The 21715-nt window shown below is 54.1% G+C and carries 19 protein-coding genes, 1 tRNA gene and 2 other RNA genes; 16 read left to right on the top strand and 6 right to left on the bottom strand.

The genetic code is table 11. The features are described from left to right. Nucleotide 1 precedes the first annotated feature (1 nt). Entirely contained in the window at nt 2-1849 is a 1848-nt protein-coding gene (gene atzF / locus ACM615_RS00225) for an allophanate hydrolase (protein ID WP_431011250.1), read from the bottom strand. 264 nt (nt 1850-2113) lie between these two features. On the opposite strand from atzF, the gene relB reads away from it, so the two are divergent. From relB to ACM615_RS00180, 9 genes are all read left to right on the top strand, one after another. Beyond that, nucleotides 2114-2581: a type II toxin-antitoxin system RelB family antitoxin gene (gene relB, locus ACM615_RS00220; protein WP_244220163.1), complete on the top strand. Its 468-nt coding sequence runs from the start codon at nt 2114-2116 to the stop codon at nt 2579-2581. 3 nt (nt 2582-2584) lie between these two features. Continuing rightward, nucleotides 2585-2878: a type II toxin-antitoxin system RelE/ParE family toxin gene (locus ACM615_RS00215; protein ID WP_431011249.1), complete on the top strand. Its 294-nt coding sequence runs from the start codon at nt 2585-2587 to the stop codon at nt 2876-2878. Beyond that, nucleotides 2878-4323: an alpha/beta hydrolase gene (locus ACM615_RS00210; RefSeq protein WP_129637736.1), complete on the top strand. Its 1446-nt coding sequence runs from the start codon at nt 2878-2880 to the stop codon at nt 4321-4323. Before ACM615_RS00215 ends, ACM615_RS00210 begins: the two co-directional genes overlap by 1 nt. Nucleotides 4324-4389: 66 nt before the next feature. Beyond that, nucleotides 4390-4854, top strand: coding sequence for a MarR family winged helix-turn-helix transcriptional regulator (locus tag ACM615_RS00205; RefSeq protein ID WP_369920440.1), 465 nt, complete (start codon nt 4390-4392; stop codon nt 4852-4854). 131 nt (nt 4855-4985) lie between these two features. Then, entirely contained in the window at nt 4986-5408 is a 423-nt protein-coding gene (locus ACM615_RS00200) for an organic hydroperoxide resistance protein (RefSeq protein WP_112291684.1), read from the top strand. A 242-nt stretch (nt 5409-5650) separates the two neighbouring features. Then, nucleotides 5651-7330: a kdo(2)-lipid A phosphoethanolamine 7''-transferase gene (gene eptB / locus ACM615_RS00195; protein WP_113876894.1), complete on the top strand. Its 1680-nt coding sequence runs from the start codon at nt 5651-5653 to the stop codon at nt 7328-7330. Between the two features lie 100 nt (nt 7331-7430). Then, nucleotides 7431-7507, top strand: a tRNA-Pro gene (locus ACM615_RS00190). A gap of 32 nt (nt 7508-7539) precedes the next feature. Then, nucleotides 7540-7669: non-coding RNA, RtT sRNA (locus ACM615_RS00185), on the top strand. 34 nt (nt 7670-7703) lie between these two features. Further along, a non-coding RNA gene (locus ACM615_RS00180) (RtT sRNA) lies at nt 7704-7833 on the top strand. An 88-nt stretch (nt 7834-7921) separates the two neighbouring features. On the opposite strand, the gene ACM615_RS00175 is transcribed toward ACM615_RS00180, so the two are convergent. Further along, nucleotides 7922-8251, bottom strand: a complete 330-nt coding sequence (locus ACM615_RS00175) for a type II toxin-antitoxin system RelE/ParE family toxin (RefSeq protein ID WP_132966519.1) — start codon at nt 8249-8251, stop codon at nt 7922-7924. Continuing rightward, nucleotides 8220-8456 carry a TA system antitoxin ParD family protein gene (locus tag ACM615_RS00170; protein WP_431011248.1) on the bottom strand — a complete coding sequence of 79 codons (237 nt, stop codon included), beginning with the start codon at nt 8454-8456 and terminating at the stop codon, nt 8220-8222. The genes ACM615_RS00175 and ACM615_RS00170 overlap by 32 nt, the downstream gene beginning before the upstream one ends. Before the next feature lie 955 nt (nt 8457-9411). Here ACM615_RS00170 and dppA point away from each other — a divergent pair. The 7 genes from dppA to ACM615_RS00135 all read left to right on the top strand — a co-directional run bounded on the left by dppA (nt 9412) and on the right by ACM615_RS00135 (nt 16134). Continuing rightward, nucleotides 9412-11019, top strand: coding sequence for a dipeptide ABC transporter periplasmic-binding protein DppA (gene dppA / locus ACM615_RS00165; RefSeq protein WP_113876896.1), 1608 nt, complete (start codon nt 9412-9414; stop codon nt 11017-11019). Nucleotides 11020-11219: 200 nt separating this feature from the next. Then, nucleotides 11220-12239 carry a dipeptide ABC transporter permease DppB gene (dppB, locus tag ACM615_RS00160; protein WP_013573445.1) on the top strand — a complete coding sequence of 340 codons (1020 nt, stop codon included), beginning with the start codon at nt 11220-11222 and terminating at the stop codon, nt 12237-12239. Nucleotides 12240-12249: 10 nt separating this feature from the next. Next, a complete protein-coding gene (gene dppC, locus ACM615_RS00155; RefSeq protein ID WP_013573446.1) occupies nt 12250-13164 on the top strand; it encodes a dipeptide ABC transporter permease DppC in 915 nt (304 codons plus the stop codon). A gap of 10 nt (nt 13165-13174) precedes the next feature. Then, on the top strand, nt 13175-14200 hold the full coding sequence (dppD, locus tag ACM615_RS00150) for a dipeptide ABC transporter ATP-binding protein (RefSeq protein ID WP_095923948.1): 1026 nt from the start codon (nt 13175-13177) through the stop codon (nt 14198-14200). After that, nucleotides 14190-15212 (top strand): dipeptide ABC transporter ATP-binding subunit DppF, encoded by a 1023-nt coding sequence (dppF, locus tag ACM615_RS00145; protein ID WP_431011247.1) that lies wholly within the window; start codon nt 14190-14192, stop codon nt 15210-15212. The genes dppD and dppF overlap by 11 nt, the downstream gene beginning before the upstream one ends. A 120-nt stretch (nt 15213-15332) precedes the next feature. Continuing rightward, nucleotides 15333-15722: a polymorphic toxin type 44 domain-containing protein gene (locus tag ACM615_RS00140; RefSeq protein WP_167507638.1), complete on the top strand. Its 390-nt coding sequence runs from the start codon at nt 15333-15335 to the stop codon at nt 15720-15722. Beyond that, nucleotides 15700-16134 carry a hypothetical protein gene (locus ACM615_RS00135; protein ID WP_192878636.1) on the top strand — a complete coding sequence of 145 codons (435 nt, stop codon included), beginning with the start codon at nt 15700-15702 and terminating at the stop codon, nt 16132-16134. The genes ACM615_RS00140 and ACM615_RS00135 overlap by 23 nt, the downstream gene beginning before the upstream one ends. 65 nt (nt 16135-16199) lie before the next feature. Here the strand turns inward: ACM615_RS00135 and ACM615_RS00130 are convergent, their stop codons facing one another. From ACM615_RS00130 to ACM615_RS00120, 3 genes are read right to left on the bottom strand one after another with little or no spacing between them, the layout of a single operon-like run. After that, entirely contained in the window at nt 16200-17213 is a 1014-nt protein-coding gene (locus ACM615_RS00130) for a glycosyl hydrolase family 8 (RefSeq protein WP_431011246.1), read from the bottom strand. A 9-nt stretch (nt 17214-17222) separates the two neighbouring features. Further along, entirely contained in the window at nt 17223-17702 is a 480-nt protein-coding gene (gene bcsD / locus ACM615_RS00125; RefSeq protein ID WP_112291831.1) for a cellulose biosynthesis protein BcsD, read from the bottom strand. Nucleotides 17703-17720: 18 nt separating this feature from the next. Then, complete coding sequence (locus ACM615_RS00120) at nt 17721-21683, bottom strand: cellulose synthase subunit BcsC-related outer membrane protein (RefSeq protein WP_431011245.1); 3963 nt, start codon at nt 21681-21683, stop codon at nt 17721-17723. Nucleotides 21684-21715: the final 32 nt, after the last annotated feature.

The raw sequence follows: 21715 nt of genomic DNA, 5'->3' as shown, positions 1-21715 counted from the left end.
CTCAGCTTTTGACCGGTGAATTCAGGCTCTGGATGTAACTTCTCCAGCCGCCAAATGCGGTGATATCGGTGGCCTCGCCAAGCGCCCACGGCTCGCAGATAAAGCCTTTCACCCTGCGTCCGTCAGCCAGTTCGAGCGAGCCGATACCCAGCGGTGCCGGGATTTCAGCGACGAATTCACCAAAGCGCGCCAGCGGGATATCCCACAGTTCGACGATAATCGCGCTGCCGCCTTCTGCCCGCACCAGTCCCGGTTTTGGCGGCGTGGTGTTGGCGAGGGCGTAAAGTTTGTAGGTTGCAGCGGTCGTGGTTTGTTCGACGCGTACCGCGTTGCGGCTGGTGAGCTGAAAATTCAGCGGCATCCCGGTCAGGTGCGCGCCAACCACGGCAACGCGCACGCAGGCAGCACTGACCGGCGCGGAGGTCATGAATTCTTCAGATTTCATCGCCAGCCCGGTTGCGCCGAGCGGCAGATTCAGGCTGCGCTGCCACTGACGGCCAAAACTTGCCAGTGCATCGTCGTGCCAGGCCGGAGCGATCAGCGTGATACCGGCGGGCAGGCCGTCGGCGCGCAGGCTGGAAGGCAGCGCCAGCGCGGACAAATCCGCCAGATTGGTGAAGTTGGTGTAAATGCCGAACTGCGAGTTGTAGAGCACCGGTTCCTGCACCAGCTCTTGCTGCGTGCGGATGGTCGGCGATGTCGGCACCACCAGCGCGTCAAACCCTTCCAGCGTCAGATTAATTTTGCGTGACAGCTCAGCGCGTAAATATTCAGCGCGCCAGGCATCGATCGCGGTGTAGTTCAGGCCATTGGCGACAATCCCGCGAACGATCGGATCCATCGCTTCCGGGCTTTCTTCGAAAATTTCGCCTACCGCCACGGTGCGTTCTGCCACCCATGCGCCGTAATACAACTGCTCTGCCAGTTCGCGGAACGGCGTGAAATCGACGGGAACGAGGGTGATGCCGCTGCTGTTCAGACGTTCCAGCGCCTGATCAAACTCAAATTCCGCCAGCGCGTCGCCGAAGAATTCCAGACTGTCCGGCACGGCAAAGCGCGGATGCGGTGACATGGCGACCGGCGCGGTAAACGGATTTCTACGGGAGTAGGCATCGGCAGCATCAAAACCGCCTGCTGCCTGGGCGACGGTCTGGGCATCGGCTACTGTCAGGGCGAAAATCGAGACGGAATCATTCAGGCGGCAGGCCGGAACCACGCCGGTATTCGACAGCCAGCCTTTGGTCGGTTTCAGCCCGACGACATTATTAAAGCCTGCCGGAACACGGCCGGAACCGGCGGTGTCGGTGCCCAGCGAAAAGGCCACCAGACCGCGTGCCAGAACGGAAGCCGAACCAGAACTGGATCCGCCGCTGACGTAATCAGGATTGAAGGTATTAGGGACTGCGCCGTAAGGAGAACGGGTGCCGACCAGGCCGGTGGCGAACTGATCGAGATTGGTTTTGCCAATCACTATTGCGCCTTTGGCTTTCAGATTGGCAATCACGGTAGCGTCTGCTTCTGCGGTGTAAGCAAACGCCGGACACGCCGCCGTGGTCGGCCAGCCTGCGATATCCATATTGTCTTTAACGGCGAACGGCACACCATATAACGGCAGGGCGCTCAGCAAGCCTTCATGCTGATGGCGAAGGGCTTCAAGGTGGAGGATTTGCGCCTCAAGCTGCTCTGCGGTGGCGAGATAAATCCAGGCATTGTCGTTTTGACTCAGGCTTCCCATAACCAGAGAAAGCGTGGTGCGCAGGCTGTCTGGCGCACCGCGGTAATGTTGCTGCCATTCCCGCAAGGTAAAACCGCGAAAGGGTGATGTGACTGTCTCTGAAACTGAAGCCATGTTTTGAATCCCATCTGGTATACAAGATTGAATTCATCTAAGCAAAGCCTGTGCCACTTCATTATCCATTGATTTTGCTGGGTTTAGTCATTGTTGTATGACCGGGTTGTATATTTGTTGCACCACGGACGGAATGCAACTGGGCAAAATTGGGGCGAAAATTTGCGCGATGCCTCGCATCAAAAAGATAAATCTGGCTCAGTAGAGGTATCGGTATATAGTTGTATGAACCGATGATTTATTATTATTTGCAGAAAGGCTGGTATGGCTATGTCTAAAGAAACTATCGACCATTCCACATTAATTTGTCTGGCAGAAGCTGGCGCGGTCAGCCAGTTCAGCGTGGTCGCACAACAGGGAGGGTGGATAATAGTGATCAGATACGGCGAACATCAGCGGACCCTTATCGCACAACGCAGCGGTAAAGTGCGGGTTTTCAAGCGTTTCGACACGCTGGCGGCTTATTTAAAAGACCTGGGCATAAACCAGTTCGAAGTGGATATTACCGACTATGATCCTGTAGGGAGCGGTAAAGGAACTCGCCCCGACCGATCGGCAGCGCTAAAAAGGGCGCATGAAGCTGCCGCGATGGATGAAGCTACCTATGATTTGTGGTTCCGGAAACGGGTTCAGGAATCACTGGATGATCCGCGCCCCGTCATTCCTCACGAACAGGTGAAGGCTGAGTTTGCAGCCAGGAAAGCCGCGTTACTTAAGGAACAGGAAAAGTAACGAATGATCAAAATGCTGGTATGGAAACCACATGCGCAGGATGATCGCGAGCATATATTCAGTTATGTCGCGGGTGAGAATCCTCATGCCGCTATTGAACTGGATGATGATTTTGATGACGCAGCAGAGCGCATTCTACTCAGTCCCGACATGTATGTAGCAGGACGCGTTGCCGGAACCAGAGAATGTATTATTCGTAAGCATTTCAGGATGGTATATCGCGTGACTGACACCGAAATTCAAATCATCAGGCTGGTGCATAGCGCTCAGCATTGGCCAGAGGAAACCCCTATTTAATGCAACTTCGTCATCTCTCTGAACGCCTGAAAAAGCTGTTACTGGCGCTGATTCTGGTGATTATTACGCTGCTGGCTGTGCGTACTTATGACGCCTTACAGGGGCCGCCGCTTGAGCCGTGGCACAAACTGGTGCCGGACGAACTGAGTGCGGAGCAACTGGATAAGAGCGACTGGCCGGCGTATTTACGCGCGGAGCAGCAGGCGTTTGCTGAAGTGAAGCAGCAGGTGACGGACAAACTCGACAGAGAAGATCGTATTCCGCTTAACCGCTATTACGATCGCAGCCCGATTTATCCCGAGCATTTTGCGCAGGACTGGAACCGCTCTTATGAGCTGATGCCCGACGGTAAACCGGTCGGCGCGGTGGTGCTGTTGCACGGTCTGACCGATTCCCCTTACAGCCTGCGGCATATTGCGCAGGATTATCGTCGCCGTGGATTCGTTGCCGTCGGTATTCGCTTGCCCGGACATGGCACCGTGCCGGGCGGACTGACCAGCGTCGACTGGGAACAGTGGCTGGCGGCAACGCGGCTGGCAATCCGCGAGGCACGACGTGCAGCAGGTGCGGATGTGCCGCTGCAACTGGTCGGTTTTTCCAATGGCGGTGCGCTGGCGATGAAATACACCCTGGATTCGCTCGATGATCCTGCACTGGCGCGCCCTTCGCGCATTGTGCTGATTTCCCCGATGATTGGCGTGACCAGTTTTGCGCGCTTTGCCGGATATGCGGGCTGGCCGGCAATTTTCCCTGCCTTTGCCAAAACCGCCTGGCTGAATCTGATGCCGGAATTCAATCCTTTTAAATACAATTCATTCCCGGTGAAAGCGGCGCGTCAGTCTTATCTGCTGACCCATGTTTTACAGCAGCAAATCAGTAAAGACGCGGAGTCCGGCAAGCTTTCACAGTTACCGCCTGTGCTGGCGTTCCAGTCGGTGGTTGATTCAACCGTCAGCGCCCGTGCGGTGGTGACGGCGTTGTTTAATCAGCTCCCGGCAAACGGCAGCCAGCTGGTACTGTTTGATATTAACCGCAGTGCGTATGTCGGGCCGCTGCTGCGTCCGTCATCGGAAACCGCCGTTGAGCGCCTGCTGCCTGCGCCGCCGCGCGCCTATCAGACGACGGTGATTACCAACGCTTCGCCGGATGATGCGGCCACGGTAGCGAAAATCACAGTAGCGGGGCAAAACAGCGCTTCAGTTACACCACTCGGTCTGAACTATCCTTCAGAATTCTATTCGCTGTCGCATGTCGCGCTGCCTTTTCCGACAGACGATTCGCTGTACGGGCGCAATCCGCAAGGGCCTGCGCAATTTGGTATCAGGCTCGGTACGCTGGCCGCGCGGGGTGAAAGCGGTGCGCTGGTGGTAAGTATGGATCAGCTGATGCGTGTTTCATCCAACCCGTTTTATCCGTATATGCTGCAGCGGATTGAAGGTTTCTGAACCTGCGGGTTGAGATAACATAAAAAAGCGCTTGCGATAATATCGCGCGCTATATATATTGGCGGCATGAACATGACAACAGATACCGACTCAACACAAAACGGCATGCTGCATCTGGATCAACAGATGTGTTTCGCGCTGTACTCCGCGAATCTGGCACTGCATAAGGTTTACCGTAAATTGCTCGGGCAACTCGAACTGACTTACCCGCAATATCTGGTGATGCTGGTGCTCTGGCAGCGTGATGAAGTCACGGTATCTGAAATCGGCGAAAAACTGTTTCTCGATTCTGCTACTTTGACGCCATTGTTAAAGCGTCTGGAAACCGCCGGTTTGCTGATGCGTCAGCGGGCGAAAGCCGATGAGCGCCAGGTGATTATCTCCCTGACCGCAGAAGGCCGGGCGTTACGCGAAAAAGCGCAGGGTATTCCCGAAGCCATTTTGTGTGCGACCGAATGTGAAGTTGGCGAGATTGTGGCGCTGAAGCAGCAACTGGAAGTCTTACGGGCTAAGCTTCAGGATAAAGCGTAAAACTTCGCTTTAAAGAGTGTTAAACAGACGAGTCTGAAGGAGCATCTTAGACGCGTTTGATAGAATCAAATAAGTAGTGTGCGATTAAATCGTTTAATATTTTATGGCTCTCACTGATTAAGGAACGAAATATGTCTATTGAAAAAGTGGTGTATCGTGCTCATGCCTCAGCCACCGGTGGTCGTGATGGTCGTGCGACTTCTGACGACGGCGTTCTTGACGTCAAGTTGGGTGTACCAAAAGAAATGGGCGGCATGGGCGGCGGTACTAACCCAGAGCAGCTGTTTGCTGCTGGCTATTCCGCCTGCTTCCTCGGCGCACTGAAAGCCGTTGCCGCACAAGAAAAAATTAAGATCCCTGCGGACGCCAAAATTGAAGGCGCAGTCGGCATCGGCGCAATTCCGGGCGGTTACGGTATCGAAGTTCAGCTGGATATTACCCTGCCAGGCTTCGAGCGCAGCGAAGCAGAAGCACTGGTGGCGAAAGCCCATCAGGTTTGCCCGTACTCCAATGCGACCCGTGGCAACATCGACGTCACTTTGAATATTAAGTAATTTTTAGTCATACCGCCTTCACCAGGGGCGTTTTAATGAAATACCAGGGAGGCTTCGGCCTCCTTTTTCATGTCTGAAAAAACCGCCATGATCTCTCTGTCTCCCCTGCAGGGCGCTTCTTTCCTGCTGTTCAGGCAAGTATGTATATAAACGTAATCTCAGCATAATCCGTGAACTCGAGGGGCATAAACATGTCACAATGATTCAGAATCTTTCAAAAAACTTCCGGAAAACCACATTACATGAATAGAGTGAAGACTCTATCGCAGCAAAATATCTCTTTATTGTTAGCGATTTACATTGGCATTTTCCTGAATGTCTCCGTGTTTCAACGCCGCTTTGCCGCTTTGGTCAATCATTTCACTTCAACTGAACTGATTCAGGCAGTCACCGAAGTTTGTGCCATCGTCCTGTTTACCTTCTTCGTGCTGCGTTTAATTTCGCTGGGTGGAAAGCTGTTTTTCCGCATCATCGCCACATTACTGGTGCTGATTTCGGTCGCCGCCAGTTATTACATGGTGATGTTCAACGTGGTGATTGGGTACGGCATTGTCGTTTCGGTGATGACCACGGATATCGACCTCAGCAAAGAAATCATCGGGTGGCATCTGTTTATCTGGATGGCGCTGGTCAGTGCCGTTCCGTTATTCCTTATCTGGAAAAACAACCTGCGTCTGACGCTGATGGAGCAGATAAAAACGCCGGGGCAACGTGCGTTGCCACTGATCGTTTTGCTGGCGACAGCGTTACTGGTCTGGCTGCCACTGCGATATCTCGACCACGAACAAAGTGTGAATGAGAAGAAAACCAACGTCGACTTGCCCAGCTATGGTGGCGTCGTCGCGCACTCCTATCTGCCGTCTAACTGGCTGGCCGCGCTGGGTTTGTATGCTTATACGCAGGTTGATGAAAGCCGGGATGCCGGTAATTACTTTGATCCGGCGAAGGAATTCACCTACGTTCCGCCCGCAGATATCGACGATACCTACGTCGTATTTATCATCGGTGAAACTACCCGCTGGGATCACTTAGGCATTCTGGGTTATGAGCGCGATACCACGCCGCGCTTGTCGAAAGAAAAGAATCTGGTGGCGTTCCGCGGTACCTCGTGCGATACGGCAACCAAGCTGTCGCTGCGCTGTATGTTTGTGCGCGAAGGCGGTACGGCGGACAACCCGCAGCGTACGTTGAAAGAGCAGAATATTTTCGCGGTGATGAAGTCGCTGGGCTTCACCTCTGAGCTGTTCGCGATGCAAAGCGAGCTGTGGTTCTACAACAACGCGGACACCAATAACTTCTCTTTCCGCGAAATCATAGCCTCTGAAAAGCGCAACGACGGCAAGCCGGTCGATGACATGTTGCTGGTCAATGAGTTACAGGAATCCCTGAGAACGCACCCGAAAGGTAAGCATCTGGTGATCCTGCATACAAAAGGCTCGCATTACCTCTATTCCCAGCGTTATCCGCGCAGTTACGCACGTTATACGCCGGAGTGTAAGAGCAACACCTGTACCAAAGATGAACTGATCAATGCCTTTGATAACAGTGTGTTGTACACCGATACCTTTATCGACAACGTGATTGATCAGTTGCGTGATAAGAAAGCGCTGGTGTTTTATGCCTCTGATCACGGTGAATCCATTGATGAGAATTCACATCTGCACGGCACGCCGCGCGAGATGGCCCCGCCGGAGCAGTTCCGCGTGCCGATGATGGTGTGGGCTTCTGACAGCTTCCTGGAGCAGCCAGACCACAAGCGGGCGTTTGAGCAGCTACAGGCACAGCAGCGGGTCGGTGCGAAGAAACGTCACGTTGAGTTATTTGACTCGATTCTGGGGTGTCTGGGTTATACGTCGCCAGACGGTGGTATTAATCCGGCGAATAACTGGTGTGCCAAACCTCAGGCAGAACAGAAGCCATAGGTTATTTTGGCGCCGTATAGGACAAAATCTGGGCAGTCAGTGCGGATGTTATAAAAAGCCGTTGACGCTCTGAGGGGGTCGCAGTAAGATGCGCCCCATTCGGCGAGTAGCGCAGCTTGGTAGCGCAACTGGTTTGGGACCAGTGGGTCGGAGGTTCGAATCCTCTCTCGCCGACCACATTTGAAAAACCTGCTTTTAAAGCAGGTTTTTTTTCGTCTGTAGTAAAGAGGATGAGAACCTCCGAAGGAGGTTTGAGCCGAGCGAAGCGAGACAACGTTGCTTTAGCAACGACCCGCAGGGCAAGCATCGCAGATGCGCGTCATCCTCTCTCGCCGACCACATTTGAAAAACCTGCTTTTAAAGCAGGTTTTTTTTTCGCCTGTAGTAAAAGAGGATGAGAACCTCCGAAGGAGGTTTGAGCCGAGCGAAGCGAGACAACGTTGCTTTAGCAACGACCCGCAGGGCAAGCATCGCAGATGCGCGTCATCCTCTCTCGCCGACCACATTTGAAAAACCTGCTTTTAAAGCAGGTTTTTTTTCGCCTGTAAAAGCCCGCGGCCTTCTGGTTGCGGGTTTTTGCTTTGTGAGAAGTTATTTCATCATCTTCAAATCACCTTTACGGTGATTTTTATGATCCTGATAGAAGTTCTCATGCGAATCCAGGCTCAGCAGATACAGTTCTATTTTCTCTTCCCGCCAGCAGTAGCCCAGTAATGCCTGCTGTTTTTCGAGCGGAAATTTATGCACTCTTAAATAGCTGAGATCGCCTTTCTTCAGTTCTCCGATCAGCGGATTTCCCTGTATGCGCTCGATTTCATCATCGACGACAATCTGCTGTGACAAAGGCAATCGTCCAAAGGCTCTGGTAAAGCGATGAGATTCAAACGTATCAATCCTTTGACCGCTCAGTCCTTCTGGCATAGCGCGTTACCTTGTTGTTATCCATCTCGCTTTTGGCTAATAACGTTTCCACAATGAACCGGTAAGTCAGATCAGGATTGTTTTCAGCGATCCGGCCGATTTTTGCCCAGTGTTCAATCTGCTTGGGAATGCTCCGGTGGGAGGCTTCCGCATGTATTTTCACATCACTCACAAAGTCGTCGTCTAAACGAATACTGGTTGCCATGGTTTACCTCTGGTCGTTTTGTATACCCGATAGCAGGGTGCGCCATAACATTGCTTTATGCAACAAATTGTCGCGAATCTCGATCAATCGCCTCATTGCCTGAGAACCGAGAATAGGCGGCTCTTCCCACGTAAGGAAGGGATTTTTGGCAGGACTTTGAAGGTCTGCGAGGTGTCATGTAAAAAGGTTTGTTGGGATATTTTATTTGCACCCGACGTTAGGTGCTTTCACGCAAATCTGGCAGGTAATAAGCTCTTATGAATAAGCAATAATCGCACCACAATTTAAAAACTCCTTAACATATTCGTTTCAATCAATGTCCGTCCTCTCCCTCCCTGATGCCGGAAAAACACGCTAAACCGGTACGGATATTGACCTGCACCACCCCTGTGCATTTGCGCCATTTTGGGGTGGTTTGACGGTGCCGGGGTAAACACGTTCTCTGAACCTGCACGGTCATTTGCTGCACTTCCCAGCATTTTCCGCTGGTTTCCACCCCTATCTCAAAAATAACCGTTCATATATTCATCGTTTAGCCAGAAATTTTTAGGGATTTAAAATGGGTGAAATCCCCAGGAATATTCTTTTACAAAGGGGATTGTGTGGTTATTTGCTGTGCAGACTGAACATTCGTCCTGATTTGGTTAACGAAATGTTTTTTTATGTTTGTTTGTTGTAACTCACAGTCTGTGTAAATGCCTGATGGTTATATTGACGTCAAGGATAGGAGTTGCCAAATTGATAGCCCCAAGGAAGACCAGTGATTATTTCCGGTAAGCTTTTGTAAAGGCAACTTTACAGATCGCAGGAAAAAAATGGCAGTTCACCATGCTCTGGTTGGACTTATTGCAGCGCACGAGCAAACACAGTCACCCGCAAATAAAAATAAAGGGTGACGTGAGCTGTATACACAACACACACATCCACATCACCATTAATCGATGGAGCAGAAGCGATGACAATCTCTTTAGGTAAGTCGGGGCTACTGAAATTCAGTATGGGCCTGATTGCGCTGACCGTTGCGGCCAGTGTCCAGGCAAAAACGTTAGTGTATTGTTCTGAAGGTTCACCTGAAGGCTTTAACCCTCAGTTGTTCACCTCAGGCACCACGTATGACGCAAGCTCCGTGCCTATCTACAACCGTCTGGTTGAGTTCAAGATCGGAACCACCGAAATCCAGCCGGGTCTGGCTGAAAAGTGGGACATCTCTGCCGATGGCAAAACCTACACCTTCCATCTGCGCAAAGGCGTGAAATGGCAGGACAACAAGGAATTCAAACCGACCCGTGATTTCAACGCGGATGACGTTGTGTTCTCCTTCGAGCGTCAGCTGGACAAAAATAACGCATACCACGGTGTTTCTGGCGGCAGCTACGAATACTTCGAAGGTATGGGTATGGGCGATCTGATCAACAAGATCGTGAAAGTCGACGACAACACCGTGCAGTTCGTCCTCAACCGCCCTGAGTCTCCGTTCCTGGCTGACCTGGCGATGGACTTCGCTTCTATCCTGTCTGCGGAGTACGCTGACAACATGCTGAAAGCGAAAACCCCTGAGAAGGTTGACCTGGATCCCATCGGTACCGGTCCGTTCCAGCTTCTGCAATATCAGAAAGATTCACGCATCCTCTACAAAGCATTCCCGGGCTACTGGGGCACCAAGCCGCAGATCGACCGTTTAGTCTTCTCCATCACGCCTGACGCTTCCGTGCGTTACGCGAAACTGCAGAAAAACGAATGCCAGGTCATGCCGTATCCAAACCCGGCTGATATCGCGGCAATGAAAAAAGATAAAACCATCAACCTGATGCAACAGCCAGGTCTGAACGTGGGTTATCTGTCCTTCAACGTTGAGAAGAAACCGCTGGATGAAGTGAAAGTGCGTCAGGCACTGACCATGGCTGTGAACAAAAAAGCCATCATCGATGCGGTTTATCAGGGTGCTGGCCAGCCGGCTAAAAACCTGATCCCACCAACAATGTGGGGCTACAACAAAGACGTCGTGGATTACGAATACAATCCTGAGAAAGCCAAAGAGCTGCTGAAAGAAGCAGGTCACGCAGACGGTTTCACTATCGATCTGTGGGCGATGCCGGTACAGCGTCCGTACAACCCGAACGCACGCCGTATGGCTGAAATGATCCAGGCTGACTGGGCGAAAATTGGTGTGAAAGCCAACATCGTGACTTACGAGTGGGGCGAATACCTCAAGCGTGCGAAAAACGGCGAGCACCAGTCTGTGATGATGGGCTGGACCGGCGACAATGGGGACCCGGATAACTTCTTCGCCACCCTGTTCAGCTGTGCGGCAGCCAAAGACGGTTCCAACTACTCCCGCTGGTGTTACAAGCCGTTTGAAGATCTGATCCAGCCAGCCCGTGCTGAATCCGATCACGCCAAACGTGCTGCGCTGTACCAGCAGGCTCAGGTTGTGATGCATGACCAGGCACCTGCGCTGATCATCGCTCACTCCACCGTGTACGAACCTGTTCGTAAAGAAGTCAAAGGGTATGTCGTAGACCCGCTCGGCAAACACCACTTCGAAAACGTCTCAATGGAGTGATCGCTTACTGAATAACCCGGGAGCTGCGTTGTGTGGTGCTCGCAATCTTCGCCTACCTGAAGGTATGTCTTGATTGCTGTGCTCCTCCGCCTTGCTCGCGGGCCATTCAGTACAGCCTTGATTCTCAAGAAAGAAATGTGAGCCACAATAAGCCCGGCGAGCTACGGTTCTCCGGGCATTTTATACAGAGAGTACGGGATATGTTGCAGTTCATACTCCGACGTCTGGGGTTAGTTATCCCAACGTTTATCGGCATTACTTTGCTGACTTTTGCCTTCGTACACATGATACCAGGCGACCCGGTCACCATCATGGCAGGCGAGCGCGGGGTTTCCCCCGAACGTCACGCCCAGCTGATGGCAGATATGGGGCTCGACAAGCCTCTTTACCAGCAATATTTCCACTACGTGAACGGTGTGCTGCATGGCGACCTGGGCACGTCCTTAAAAAGCCGCACCCCTGTCTGGCAGGAATTTGTACCGCGCTTTAAAGCCACTCTGGAACTGGGCATCTGCGCGATGATTTTCGCGATCATTGTCGGTATTCCGGTGGGTGTGCTGGCGGCGGTAAAACGGGGATCGATATTCGACCACACGGCCGTGGGGATATCACTGACCGGTTATTCTATGCCCATCTTCTGGTGGGGGATCATGCTGGTGATGCTGGTCTCGGTACAGCTTAATCTGACGCCCGTATCGGGGCGAATAAGTGATACCGTGTTCCTGGACGACAGCTTGCCGCTGACCGGTTTTATGCTGATCGACACGCTGTTCTGGGGCGAACCGGGTGATTTCGTGGATGCTGTGATGCACATGATTTTACCGGCTATCGTGCTGGGCACCATTCCGCTGGCGGTGATTGTGCGTATGACCCGTTCTTCCATGCTGGAAGTGCTGGGCGAAGACTACATCCGTACCGCGCGCGCCAAAGGCGTCAGCCGTATGCGGGTGATCGTCATTCACGCACTGCGCAATGCGCTGCTGCCGGTGGTGACCATCATTGGTTTGCAGGTCGGTACGCTGCTTGGCGGCGCGATCCTGACGGAAACCATCTTCTCCTGGCCGGGACTCGGCCGGTGGCTGATCGACGCACTCCAGCGCCGCGACTATCCGGTCGTGCAGGGCGGGGTGTTGCTGGTCGCTACTCTGATCATCGTGGTTAACCTGCTGGTAGATGTGCTCTACGGCGTGGTCAACCCGCGTATTCGCCACAAGAAATAAGGGGCGCACAATGTCTCAAACCACTGAGCCGGTCGCTAACGAGTTAGTGACGGCTGCGCCAGTGCCGATGCCGCCTTTGCGCGAATTCTGGCATTACTTCAAGCGTAACAAAGGGGCCGTTGTCGGCCTGGCTTACATCATAATCATGCTGGTCATTGCGATTGGCGCGAACGTGATTGCACCTCATTTGCCTGCTGAACAGTTCCGTGACGCGCTGTTGCGCCCGCCGGTGTGGATGGAAGGCGGTAGCTGGAAATTCCTGCTGGGCACCGACGACGTGGGCCGCGATATCCTGTCGCGTCTGATGTACGGCGCGCGTTTATCGTTGCTGGTCGGTTGTCTGGTGGTCGTACTGTCGCTGATCCTCGGCGTGGTGTTCGGTCTGTTTGCCGGGTACTACGGCGGTGTGGTTGACGCCATTATCATGCGTGTGGTCGATATCATGCTGGCCCTGCCAAGCCTGTTGCTGGCGCTGGTGCTGGTCGCCATTTTCGGTCCGTCGATTGTTAACGCCTCGCTGGCGCTGACCTTCGTAGCGTTACCGCACTATGTCCGTTTAACCCGTGCGGCGGTGCTGGTGGAAGTGAACCGCGACTATGTGACCGCGTCGCGCGTCGCCGGTGCCGGTTCTGCCCGTCAGATGTTCATCAACATTTTACCTAACTGCTTAGCGCCGCTGATTGTTCAGGCATCGCTCGGCTTCTCCAACGCCATCCTCGATATGGCAGCGTTGGGCTTCCTCGGTATGGGCGCACAGCCGCCAACGCCGGAGTGGGGCACCATGCTGTCGGACGTCTTACAGTTTGCTCAAAGTGCCTGGTGGGTCGTGACCTTCCCTGGTGTGATCATTCTGCTGACGGTGCTGGCATTTAACCTGATGGGTGATGGCCTGCGTGATGCCCTCGACCCTAAACTTAAGCAGTAAGGGGTTGGAGATGGAAACAACATTAACGAATGATGTTCAGGTCGGCAAAACGTTGCTGACTGTGGATAAGCTCTCCGTTCACTTTGGTGACGAAGGGACGCCGTTCCGCGCCGTAGACCGTATCAGTTACAGCGTGAAACAGGGCGAAGTAGTCGGGATTGTCGGCGAGTCCGGTTCCGGTAAATCGGTCAGTTCACTGGCACTGATGGGACTGATCGACTTCCCCGGCAAAGTGATGGCGGAAAAACTGGAGTTTGGTGGCCGTAATCTGCAGGGCATCAGCGAAAAAGAGCGCCGCCAGATTGTCGGTGCCGAAGTCGCGATGATTTTCCAGGATCCGATGACCAGCCTGAACCCGTGTTACACCGTGGGTTTCCAGATTATGGAAGCTATCAAGGTGCATCAGGGCGGTAACAAAAAGACCCGTCGTCAGCGCACCATCGATTTGCTGAATCTGGTCGGTATTCCTGATCCGGCTTCGCGTCTCGACGTGTATCCGCACCAGCTTTCCGGCGGGATGAGCCAGCGCGTGATGATCGCCATGGCGATCGCCTGTCGCCCGAAATTGCTGATTGCCGATGAGCCGACCACCGCGCTCGACGTGACCATCCAGGCGCAGATCATCGAGCTGCTGCTTGAGCTGCAACAGAAAGAAAACATGGCGCTGATGCTGATCACCCATGACCTGGCGCTGGTGGCGGAAGCCGCGCATCACATCATCGTGATGTACGCCGGTCAGGTGGTGGAATCGGCGAAAGCCACGGAAATCTTCCGTGCGCCGCGTCATCCGTATACTCAGGCGCTGCTGCGCTCACTGCCGGAATTCGCCGCTGACAAAGCGCGTTTACAGTCATTGCCGGGCGTAGTGCCGGGCAAATATGACCGTCCGAACGGCTGTCTGCTCAATCCGCGTTGCCCGTATGCAACTGACCGTTGCCGTAAAGAAGAACCTGCGCTGCGTGATCTCGCGAACGGGCGTCAGTCGAAGTGCCATTATCCGCTGGATGATGCCGGGAGACCTACTTATGAGTCCTGATAACACCTCATCGCAGCCGCTGTTGCACGCGATTGATCTGAAAAAACATTACCCGGTGAAGAAGGGCATCTTCGGCCAGGAACGCACGGTGAAAGCGCTCGACGGCGTGTCGTTTACGCTCGAACGCGGTAAAACGCTGGCGGTGGTGGGCGAATCCGGTTGTGGTAAATCCACGCTGGGCCGTCTGCTGACCATGATTGAAGTGCCGACCGGCGGTGAACTGTATTACCGTGGTCAGGATTTGCTGAAACCTGATGCGACCGCTGAAAAGCTGCGTCGTCAGAAGATCCAAATCGTGTTTCAGAATCCTTACGGATCGCTGAACCCGCGCAAGAAAGTCGGCCAGATCCTCGAAGAACCGCTGCTGATCAACACCAAACTGAGCCGCGAAGAACGTCGCGAGAAAGCGCTGGCGATGATGGCGAAAGTCGGCCTGAAAACCGAGCACTACGACCGCTATCCGCACATGTTCTCCGGCGGCCAGCGTCAGCGTATTGCTATCGCCCGTGGTCTAATGCTGGATCCGGACGTAGTGATCGCCGATGAACCGGTGTCCGCGCTCGACGTTTCCGTGCGTGCGCAGGTACTGAACCTGATGATGGATTTGCAGCAGGATTTAGGGCTGTCCTACGTCTTCATCTCGCATGATTTGTCAGTGGTGGAACATATTGCTGACGAAGTGATGGTGATGTATCTCGGTCGTTGCGTGGAGAAGGGCCCGAAAGACGCCATCTTCAGCAATCCGCGCCATCCGTACACGCAGGCATTGCTGTCCGCGACGCCGCGTCTGAACCCGGACGAACGCCGTGAACGCATCAAGCTGACCGGCGAACTGCCAAGCCCGCTGAATCCGCCTGCCGGTTGCGCCTTCAACGCCCGTTGCCGCCGTGCGTTCGGCACCTGCAAACAGTTCCAGCCACAGCTGAAACAGTACGGCGATCAGCTCGTCGCCTGCTTTGCCGTCGATCAGGATGAAACCGGCACGACGCAGACCGTTGCCGTAAATCAGTAATATTGCTGATATGAAAAAGCCCGCGAAAAGCGGGCTTTTTTTATAGGTGATTTTTCAGACACTTTGGCAGATGAGATATTGATATGATGCCTGAATCCCAAAAATAACAGGACGTTAATTATGGCATCTGTACCCTTATCTGGACCCGGCTCTCAGGTTGTTCAAAACAATATGAGAGAAGCCCGGCAGCATGGGACATCGAGAAATATGGCGACCGCCAGCACATATTATTGGTTTTATCAGAAAGTAAGGAATCACGGTCCCTGGGATTATAAAGCCTATGATCCTTACTGGGCGGCCTTCGGGAATTTTAACTTTGGTGCTGCAGGAACGGCAGCCGGTATTCCGGCGACAACTCTTCTTATGGGGGCTGGATTCGCACAAGAACGTGCAGGAACATCGAAACCTGAGTGGGGAAAATGGACTCAGAAGCCACCTTACGGAGATGACCCAACAGATCAACGTAACATAAGAGAAGGGATCGATTATGCCATTCAAAATGGTTATTAGATGGCTACATCGTTTTGTCACTCTCGCCCTTTTTCTGCTGGTGATGGGGTTCTGGTGGCTTAATCAGAGCGGGGACAATCCAGCCGGAGATAAATTGCTTCGCACTCAAAAAATTAATGATCATATGTGGTTATATCTGACTGAAAGCCAAAGCGGGGGAGCGACGGTTCCTTTCCACTACCGTTATTATCTGGCTGGAGATCTGAAAGGCAGTAACAGTGAAATCGTTAAAAATCTGGCTGAGAGTTTTCCATTTATCTCTGGGAGTGGAACAATTGCGGATATCAGCACCAGTGCAGATAAGCGGGTGATGGTTACTTATAGCGGAAATGTTTTTTCTTTAAGTAATACCGCCAGCTACAAGTATAACGGGCAAAACTATACGGCTAACTTTAGCTATCAGATTAATTAAATCTCTATAGATATTAAAAGGCCAGTCAGCATCCCCCTGACTGGCCTTTTTATTCCAGAGTATGCTTACCCTTTATGACTCGCCCACCAGCTCAGCAGTTGCAGGGTGGAAGAATAGTAATCGTCTTTCGGTGCCAGATTCGGGCTGATGGCGCCGGCGTTAGCCATGGTGAAATCACGAATGGCTAACAGGCCTGGCGACATGTTGTAGGCCGCTTTGGTGCCGGTCATCACGTCAATCCAGGCCGGTGTCGCATCGCGTGGGGATTTCTGCCACCACAGAATGAAGGGTGCCATCTGCGGGCTGCCCGGATGTGCCCAGCCGAGATACAGCGGGATACGTACCGCATCGTAACTGAAACGCGTCGGCCAGCGGCTGGCCGGTTTCAGGGTGCCATCGGCCTGCATATCCACCCAGTCGGTCGGCAGACGGAATTCACCAAACGCCATTTTACTCAGCATCGCTGTGCTGCTTTCATCCAGATCTTTCCAGACTTTCAAATGGCTGTGAGCGTAAAACGCCTGCCACGCCGGGAAGATGAAATAGGACGGATTGACGGTCACGTTGCTGGTCTGATTGAAACCTTTCACGCCCGGCAGCATCACTTTGTACCCGGCATAATCAATCACATTGTATTTGATCAGCGCCGTCTGCAATTTCTCCGAGGCTTTAGTGTAACGGCTGTCGTTCCACTTATCTCCCGCCAGCAGCAGGGCCCAGGCCATCAGCGTATCGCCATCAGAGGCATTGTTAGTATCCGCCACATGCGGGGTGCTGTTCGGGTCATAACGCCATGAATACAGCCCGATATCTTTGCGGTAGAGCGTGGTGTTCGCCCACTGCCAGAGTTTATCGAACGTCGCCTGATCGTCATCGAAGACCGCCAGCAACATGCTGAATCCCTGGCCTTCGGTGTGACTGACGTTTTTATTGGCGGTATCGATGATGCGTCCGTCCGGCATCAGAAAGCGGCTTTTATACGCCGACCAGCCTGAATCCTGAGCCATTACGGCAGAGCTGAAAAACGTAAATATAAGGCCGAACCACAGCACCAGACTGTAGCGTCGAAATAACAACATAGTGATCCCTTACAAACCATTTTGATAACGGAAAACGAACGCGCCTTCCGGGGTGCTTTCCTGCCAGCGCAGCGGAACATAAGGCTGTCCGCCCTGTGACAACAACCACTCCGCATAAAGACCTTCAAACAGCGAGATCAGCGCGATGCGCCAAAGCTCGTCATCCTGACCCTGCGGTGAAACCGGCCAGGCAATGTGGACCAGCGCCAGCTGTTGCTGAGTGGCTTCCAGTTTCACCACACCCCAGTCGAACCGGCTGAGAATATGATTGATATTGTCTTCCAGCTCGCCCAGTGTCGCCGAAGCGGGAAGCGGATGCTGACGCGCCAGATTATTGCCCATCAGCGTAAGAAAACGACGGCCATCCTCATCATCGGCGGAGGCCAGAATACCTGAAAATAGCACCTGCACCAGGCTTTGCCAGCCCGGTGTGGTATGACGCTGGCGGTAATATTCCTGCGCGACCTGAGTATAGTTATTTTCTTGCATGGTTTTATTTCACCGCGATTAATTTTGACCCATCAGGTAACGGAAGTAGACCTGCGCTGTGCTTTCGTTGTAGTCGCCGAAAGTATCGTAGCCAACCTGTCCGCCAATCTGCATGCTTTTGTTCAGATGATAATTGCCGCCCACGCCCGCATTCCAGCCGATGCCGTTCTGCGTTTTACCGCCGTAATAGGCTTCGGTGCCGTAACCTTCTGCCACCAGATCTTCCAGCTGTTTCTGTAGTTCCGGATTATTAGGGAAGTAAGCGCTCTTATCCTGAGAGTAAGACTGATAACCCACAGCACCGGACAGTTTCAGATCCCAGTCGTCATACTTCTGGGTGTATTCCACCGGGAAGGAGACGCTGACATAGTTTTGCGGGCTGAAGTAACCACCCTGACCATAAGAGTAGTAGCTGAGGTTTTTGTCGAAGTTCATGTAACCGACGTTGATACCGGTTTTCAGCTCGCGATCGTCATAACGGTAAGGGCGGACATACAGACCGGCATTGGCGTTCACAGATGTGTTGCTCTTCACGTTATTACCCAGATAACTGTAGTAACCGCCTTCGGCATAGAAACCGGCATCGCCATCGTCGTAGGACAGATTAATGCTGCCGCCGTTTTTGGTGACCTGACCCCATTCCTTGCCGCTGTAATTATCTTTGGTGCCGACGTAAGACAGAATACTGTCGGTGACGGCACGACGTTCAGCGGTCACGCGCAGGGTGGTGAAGTCGGTCAGTTTCGGTGCCCATTGCACGCCACCGACCAGTGAGTTCAGATCCTGCCCGAGCGGCGTGCTGCCGATATCGGCTTTGTAGCTGTCACCGGTCAGCGCGGCGTTCACCTCCACGCCGGTCGCGCTCTGACTTCCGGCGGATGGCGCAGCATACGTCGTCGGATCCGTGCCGGTAATGGTGTTGTACGCGACGCACTGATCGGACGTGGCATTGGCGGAAGTACAGTTGGTGCTGGAGTTCGCCGCTGCGGCCGCCTGCAATTTGGCAAAGGTGCTGTAGTTGGCGATATCCAGACCGGCCGCTGCGGCTGCGGCGGTCACATCTTTCTGCGCCGACTGCGCTGCTGCCAGTGCGCCCTGACCGAAACGTGCGTTGCCGGTGCCGGAAGGGCTGCCTGCGCTGAGAGAAACCGGTGTGACGCCGATACTCAGACGTGACGTATCAAACGGCACGAAGGCAAAGGTCATCGGCGCTTTGGCTTCGGTCAGCTGGCTGAGACCGCTTTCGCCGTCACGACCACGAATCGACATGTCGCCCTGCGCCCAGGTCGCGGTTTTGCCCTGCAAATCGTCGAGCATGTCGTCGATCTGTTTTTCGGTTGCATTACGTTGCGCCACTGCCGTCGGTTGTGCGGTGGCTGCCGGAATATTGCCCGGCGTGGAAACCTGATCAGACACCTGCCACGGCAACACGGTGCCGTAAGAGGATTGTGTTGCCGGACGTGAAGCCGACGTGCGCGTCGAACGGTTGATGAACGGATTGTCGCTGATCTGCAATCCGGCGACCTGTGCCGGACTGTCCGCGCCCTCCAGCCCGATCATCTTGCCTTTGGCGGAACGCAGTAACGCCAGGGCCTGCTGGTGATCGCCCTGCGCTTCGGCGACGCGTGCTTCTAACAGCAGACGGTCTGGCGTACGTGGCCCGGTCAGGCCTTCCATCAGAGTTTTCGCCCGCTGGTTATCGCCTTCGCCCAGCGCCACGTTAATCGCACCCACGCGGGCATCCTGCGTCGGCGTGTCGTTGCTCATCAGATAGTTATAAACCTGACCCGCCTGTTTATTGAGTTTGCCTGACTGATACAGACGCGCCATCGCCAGCATCAGGTCGCGGTTTTGCGGGTCCGCCTGCAGCGCGACGACCAGTTTGTCGTAAGCCGCCGCATACTGACCTTGCTCGCGCAGCTGGTCAGCCTGATTGATGACAAAGCCGTTACGCAGATTTGCCAGCGCAGTCGGTGACGTGCCGGACTGAATCTGCGGATTTTGCAGGAAGGCTTGCGCCTCATTGCTCAGACCGGCCTGATTGAGCACGGTCACCTGATCGGCATAATCACCGGCATTACCCTTAACACCCTGACGCATATTCTGGCGCACCAGTTGCACCGCCAGCGGAAGCTGTCCCGCTGCCGCCAGGTTTTTCGCCAGCGAACCGACATCCGCCGGTGCGCTCGGTGGATTTTGTGCCAGTGCGCGCAGCGTATTCGACGCCGCTGCAGTATTGCCCTGTTGCAGATAATTTTCGGCATCCGCCATCTGCGCATTGTAGTTGGCGCGCTGCGCCAGTTCACGCATACCCTGATTCTGACTGCTGCGCGGAATGCGCGAGAGCAGGGCGCTGGCGGTGGACCAGTTTTTGGTTTCGGAAGCAAAAAGTGCCGCGGCGTACAAATCGGCAGAAGATGCGCCCGGACGTGAAGACGGCGCCATAATGGCCTGCGCCTGCGCGGTCTGCCCCTGCGATTGCAGGATGCGCGCCATATCCAGTTTTACCCAAACGTTCGACGGCTGACGTTCCTGCGCCTGTTGCAGAATATTGAGTGCGCGCTGCGGATCGTTGTTCGCAACTGCCTGTGCGGCCTGACGACGCATTGGTTCGATGACATCCGCCACGGCCGGCGGGTTCATCTTCGCCTGTAGTCCGGCGGGCAGCGTTTTCAGCACCTGATTAGCTTCGGCGGTTTTGTTTTGCTGACGCAGCACATAATACAATCCGGCGCGGGCATCGGCGTTATCGCCCAGCGCGCTGTATTGCTGCTCAGCGCCGGGAAGATCGCCTTTGCGGCGCAGAATATCCGCACGTAACAAACTGGCAGACTGGCCTTTCTCGCCACCCACCTGCGTCAGCGGAGTGACCGCCGCCAGCGCCGCGTCGTAACTGCCGGAACCCGCAGCGTCTTTGGCTTTGGCTAACTGGGCATAAAACGCCGAATCCTGCGCCTGATTGCTCAGTTGCGCGCTGTTCGGACCGCCCTGCGCGGCGGCTTTGCTCAGATATTGCGACGCTTCTTCAAAGTTGCCGCTGCGCTGGGCGATATACCCCAGACCGGCCAGTGCATCGGCGTCGTTCGGGTTATCGGCCAGTACGCTTTCGAATTTGGATTTAGCGCTGGTGACGTCGCCGCTGTTCAGTGCAGTAAAGCCCTGACCTTTCGCTGCGCCGCCAATGTTTTTCTGGAAATAGGCCATCACGCCGGTGTCATTTGGATGACGCGCCTGATAACCCTGATACAAATCACGGTCACCTTCCTGTGGTGCCATCCACAGCAGCGCCTGACGTAATGAGCGATCGGCTTCGGTGCTGGAACCGGCCATGGTGCTCAGCAGTTTAATGCCGTCGCGACGGGTGGATTCCTGATAAGTCAGTACTTTGCCCAGACCGAGACGTGCCTGCGTATCGTCCGGACGGGAGGCGATGCGCTGTTGTAATCCGGCAATGGCCTGCGGCTGGAGCGATTTATCGCCTGCCATGGTCAGATAATATTCGGTCGCCAGACTGTCGAGCGGCTGGTTACCGTTAAAAATGGTGCGGTACGCCGATAATGCGCCGCTGACGTTCCCTTGCGCCGCCATCTGCCGGGCAGAAGCCAGCTGAGCGGGGGGAATCGACTGCATCGCTTTGGCGCTGTTCAGCGACGCCAGACGCGGATCGTCAGGCGAGACGGCAGACAGTTTTTCACGCCACTGATTAGCCGACGCTTTATCGCCACTTTGCATGGAATACAGCGACATCAGATACATCGCCTGCGCATTGTCCGGCTCCACCAGCAGCACTTTCTGCAAGGCGTCTTTGGCCAGATCATCATGCGCGCGCTCGTGCCAGTAAGCGGCCTGATCAAACAGGGCTTTCATGGCCGGATTGGTGGTGTCCGCTGCAAATGTAGCGGCGCTAAAACTTGCGACTCCGGCGATCCCTACCAGATAAATAGCCCTGATCACCGCCAGGGACAGTTTATGTTTTTTCATTTTCCAGCTCCGGTAATCGCCAGAGGGTCGCC

Source organism: Rahnella sp. PAMC25617, from assembly GCF_050606005.1.
GTDB lineage: Bacteria > Pseudomonadota > Gammaproteobacteria > Enterobacterales > Enterobacteriaceae > Rahnella > Rahnella variigena.
This window is presented reverse-complemented; position numbering and strand designations above follow the sequence as displayed.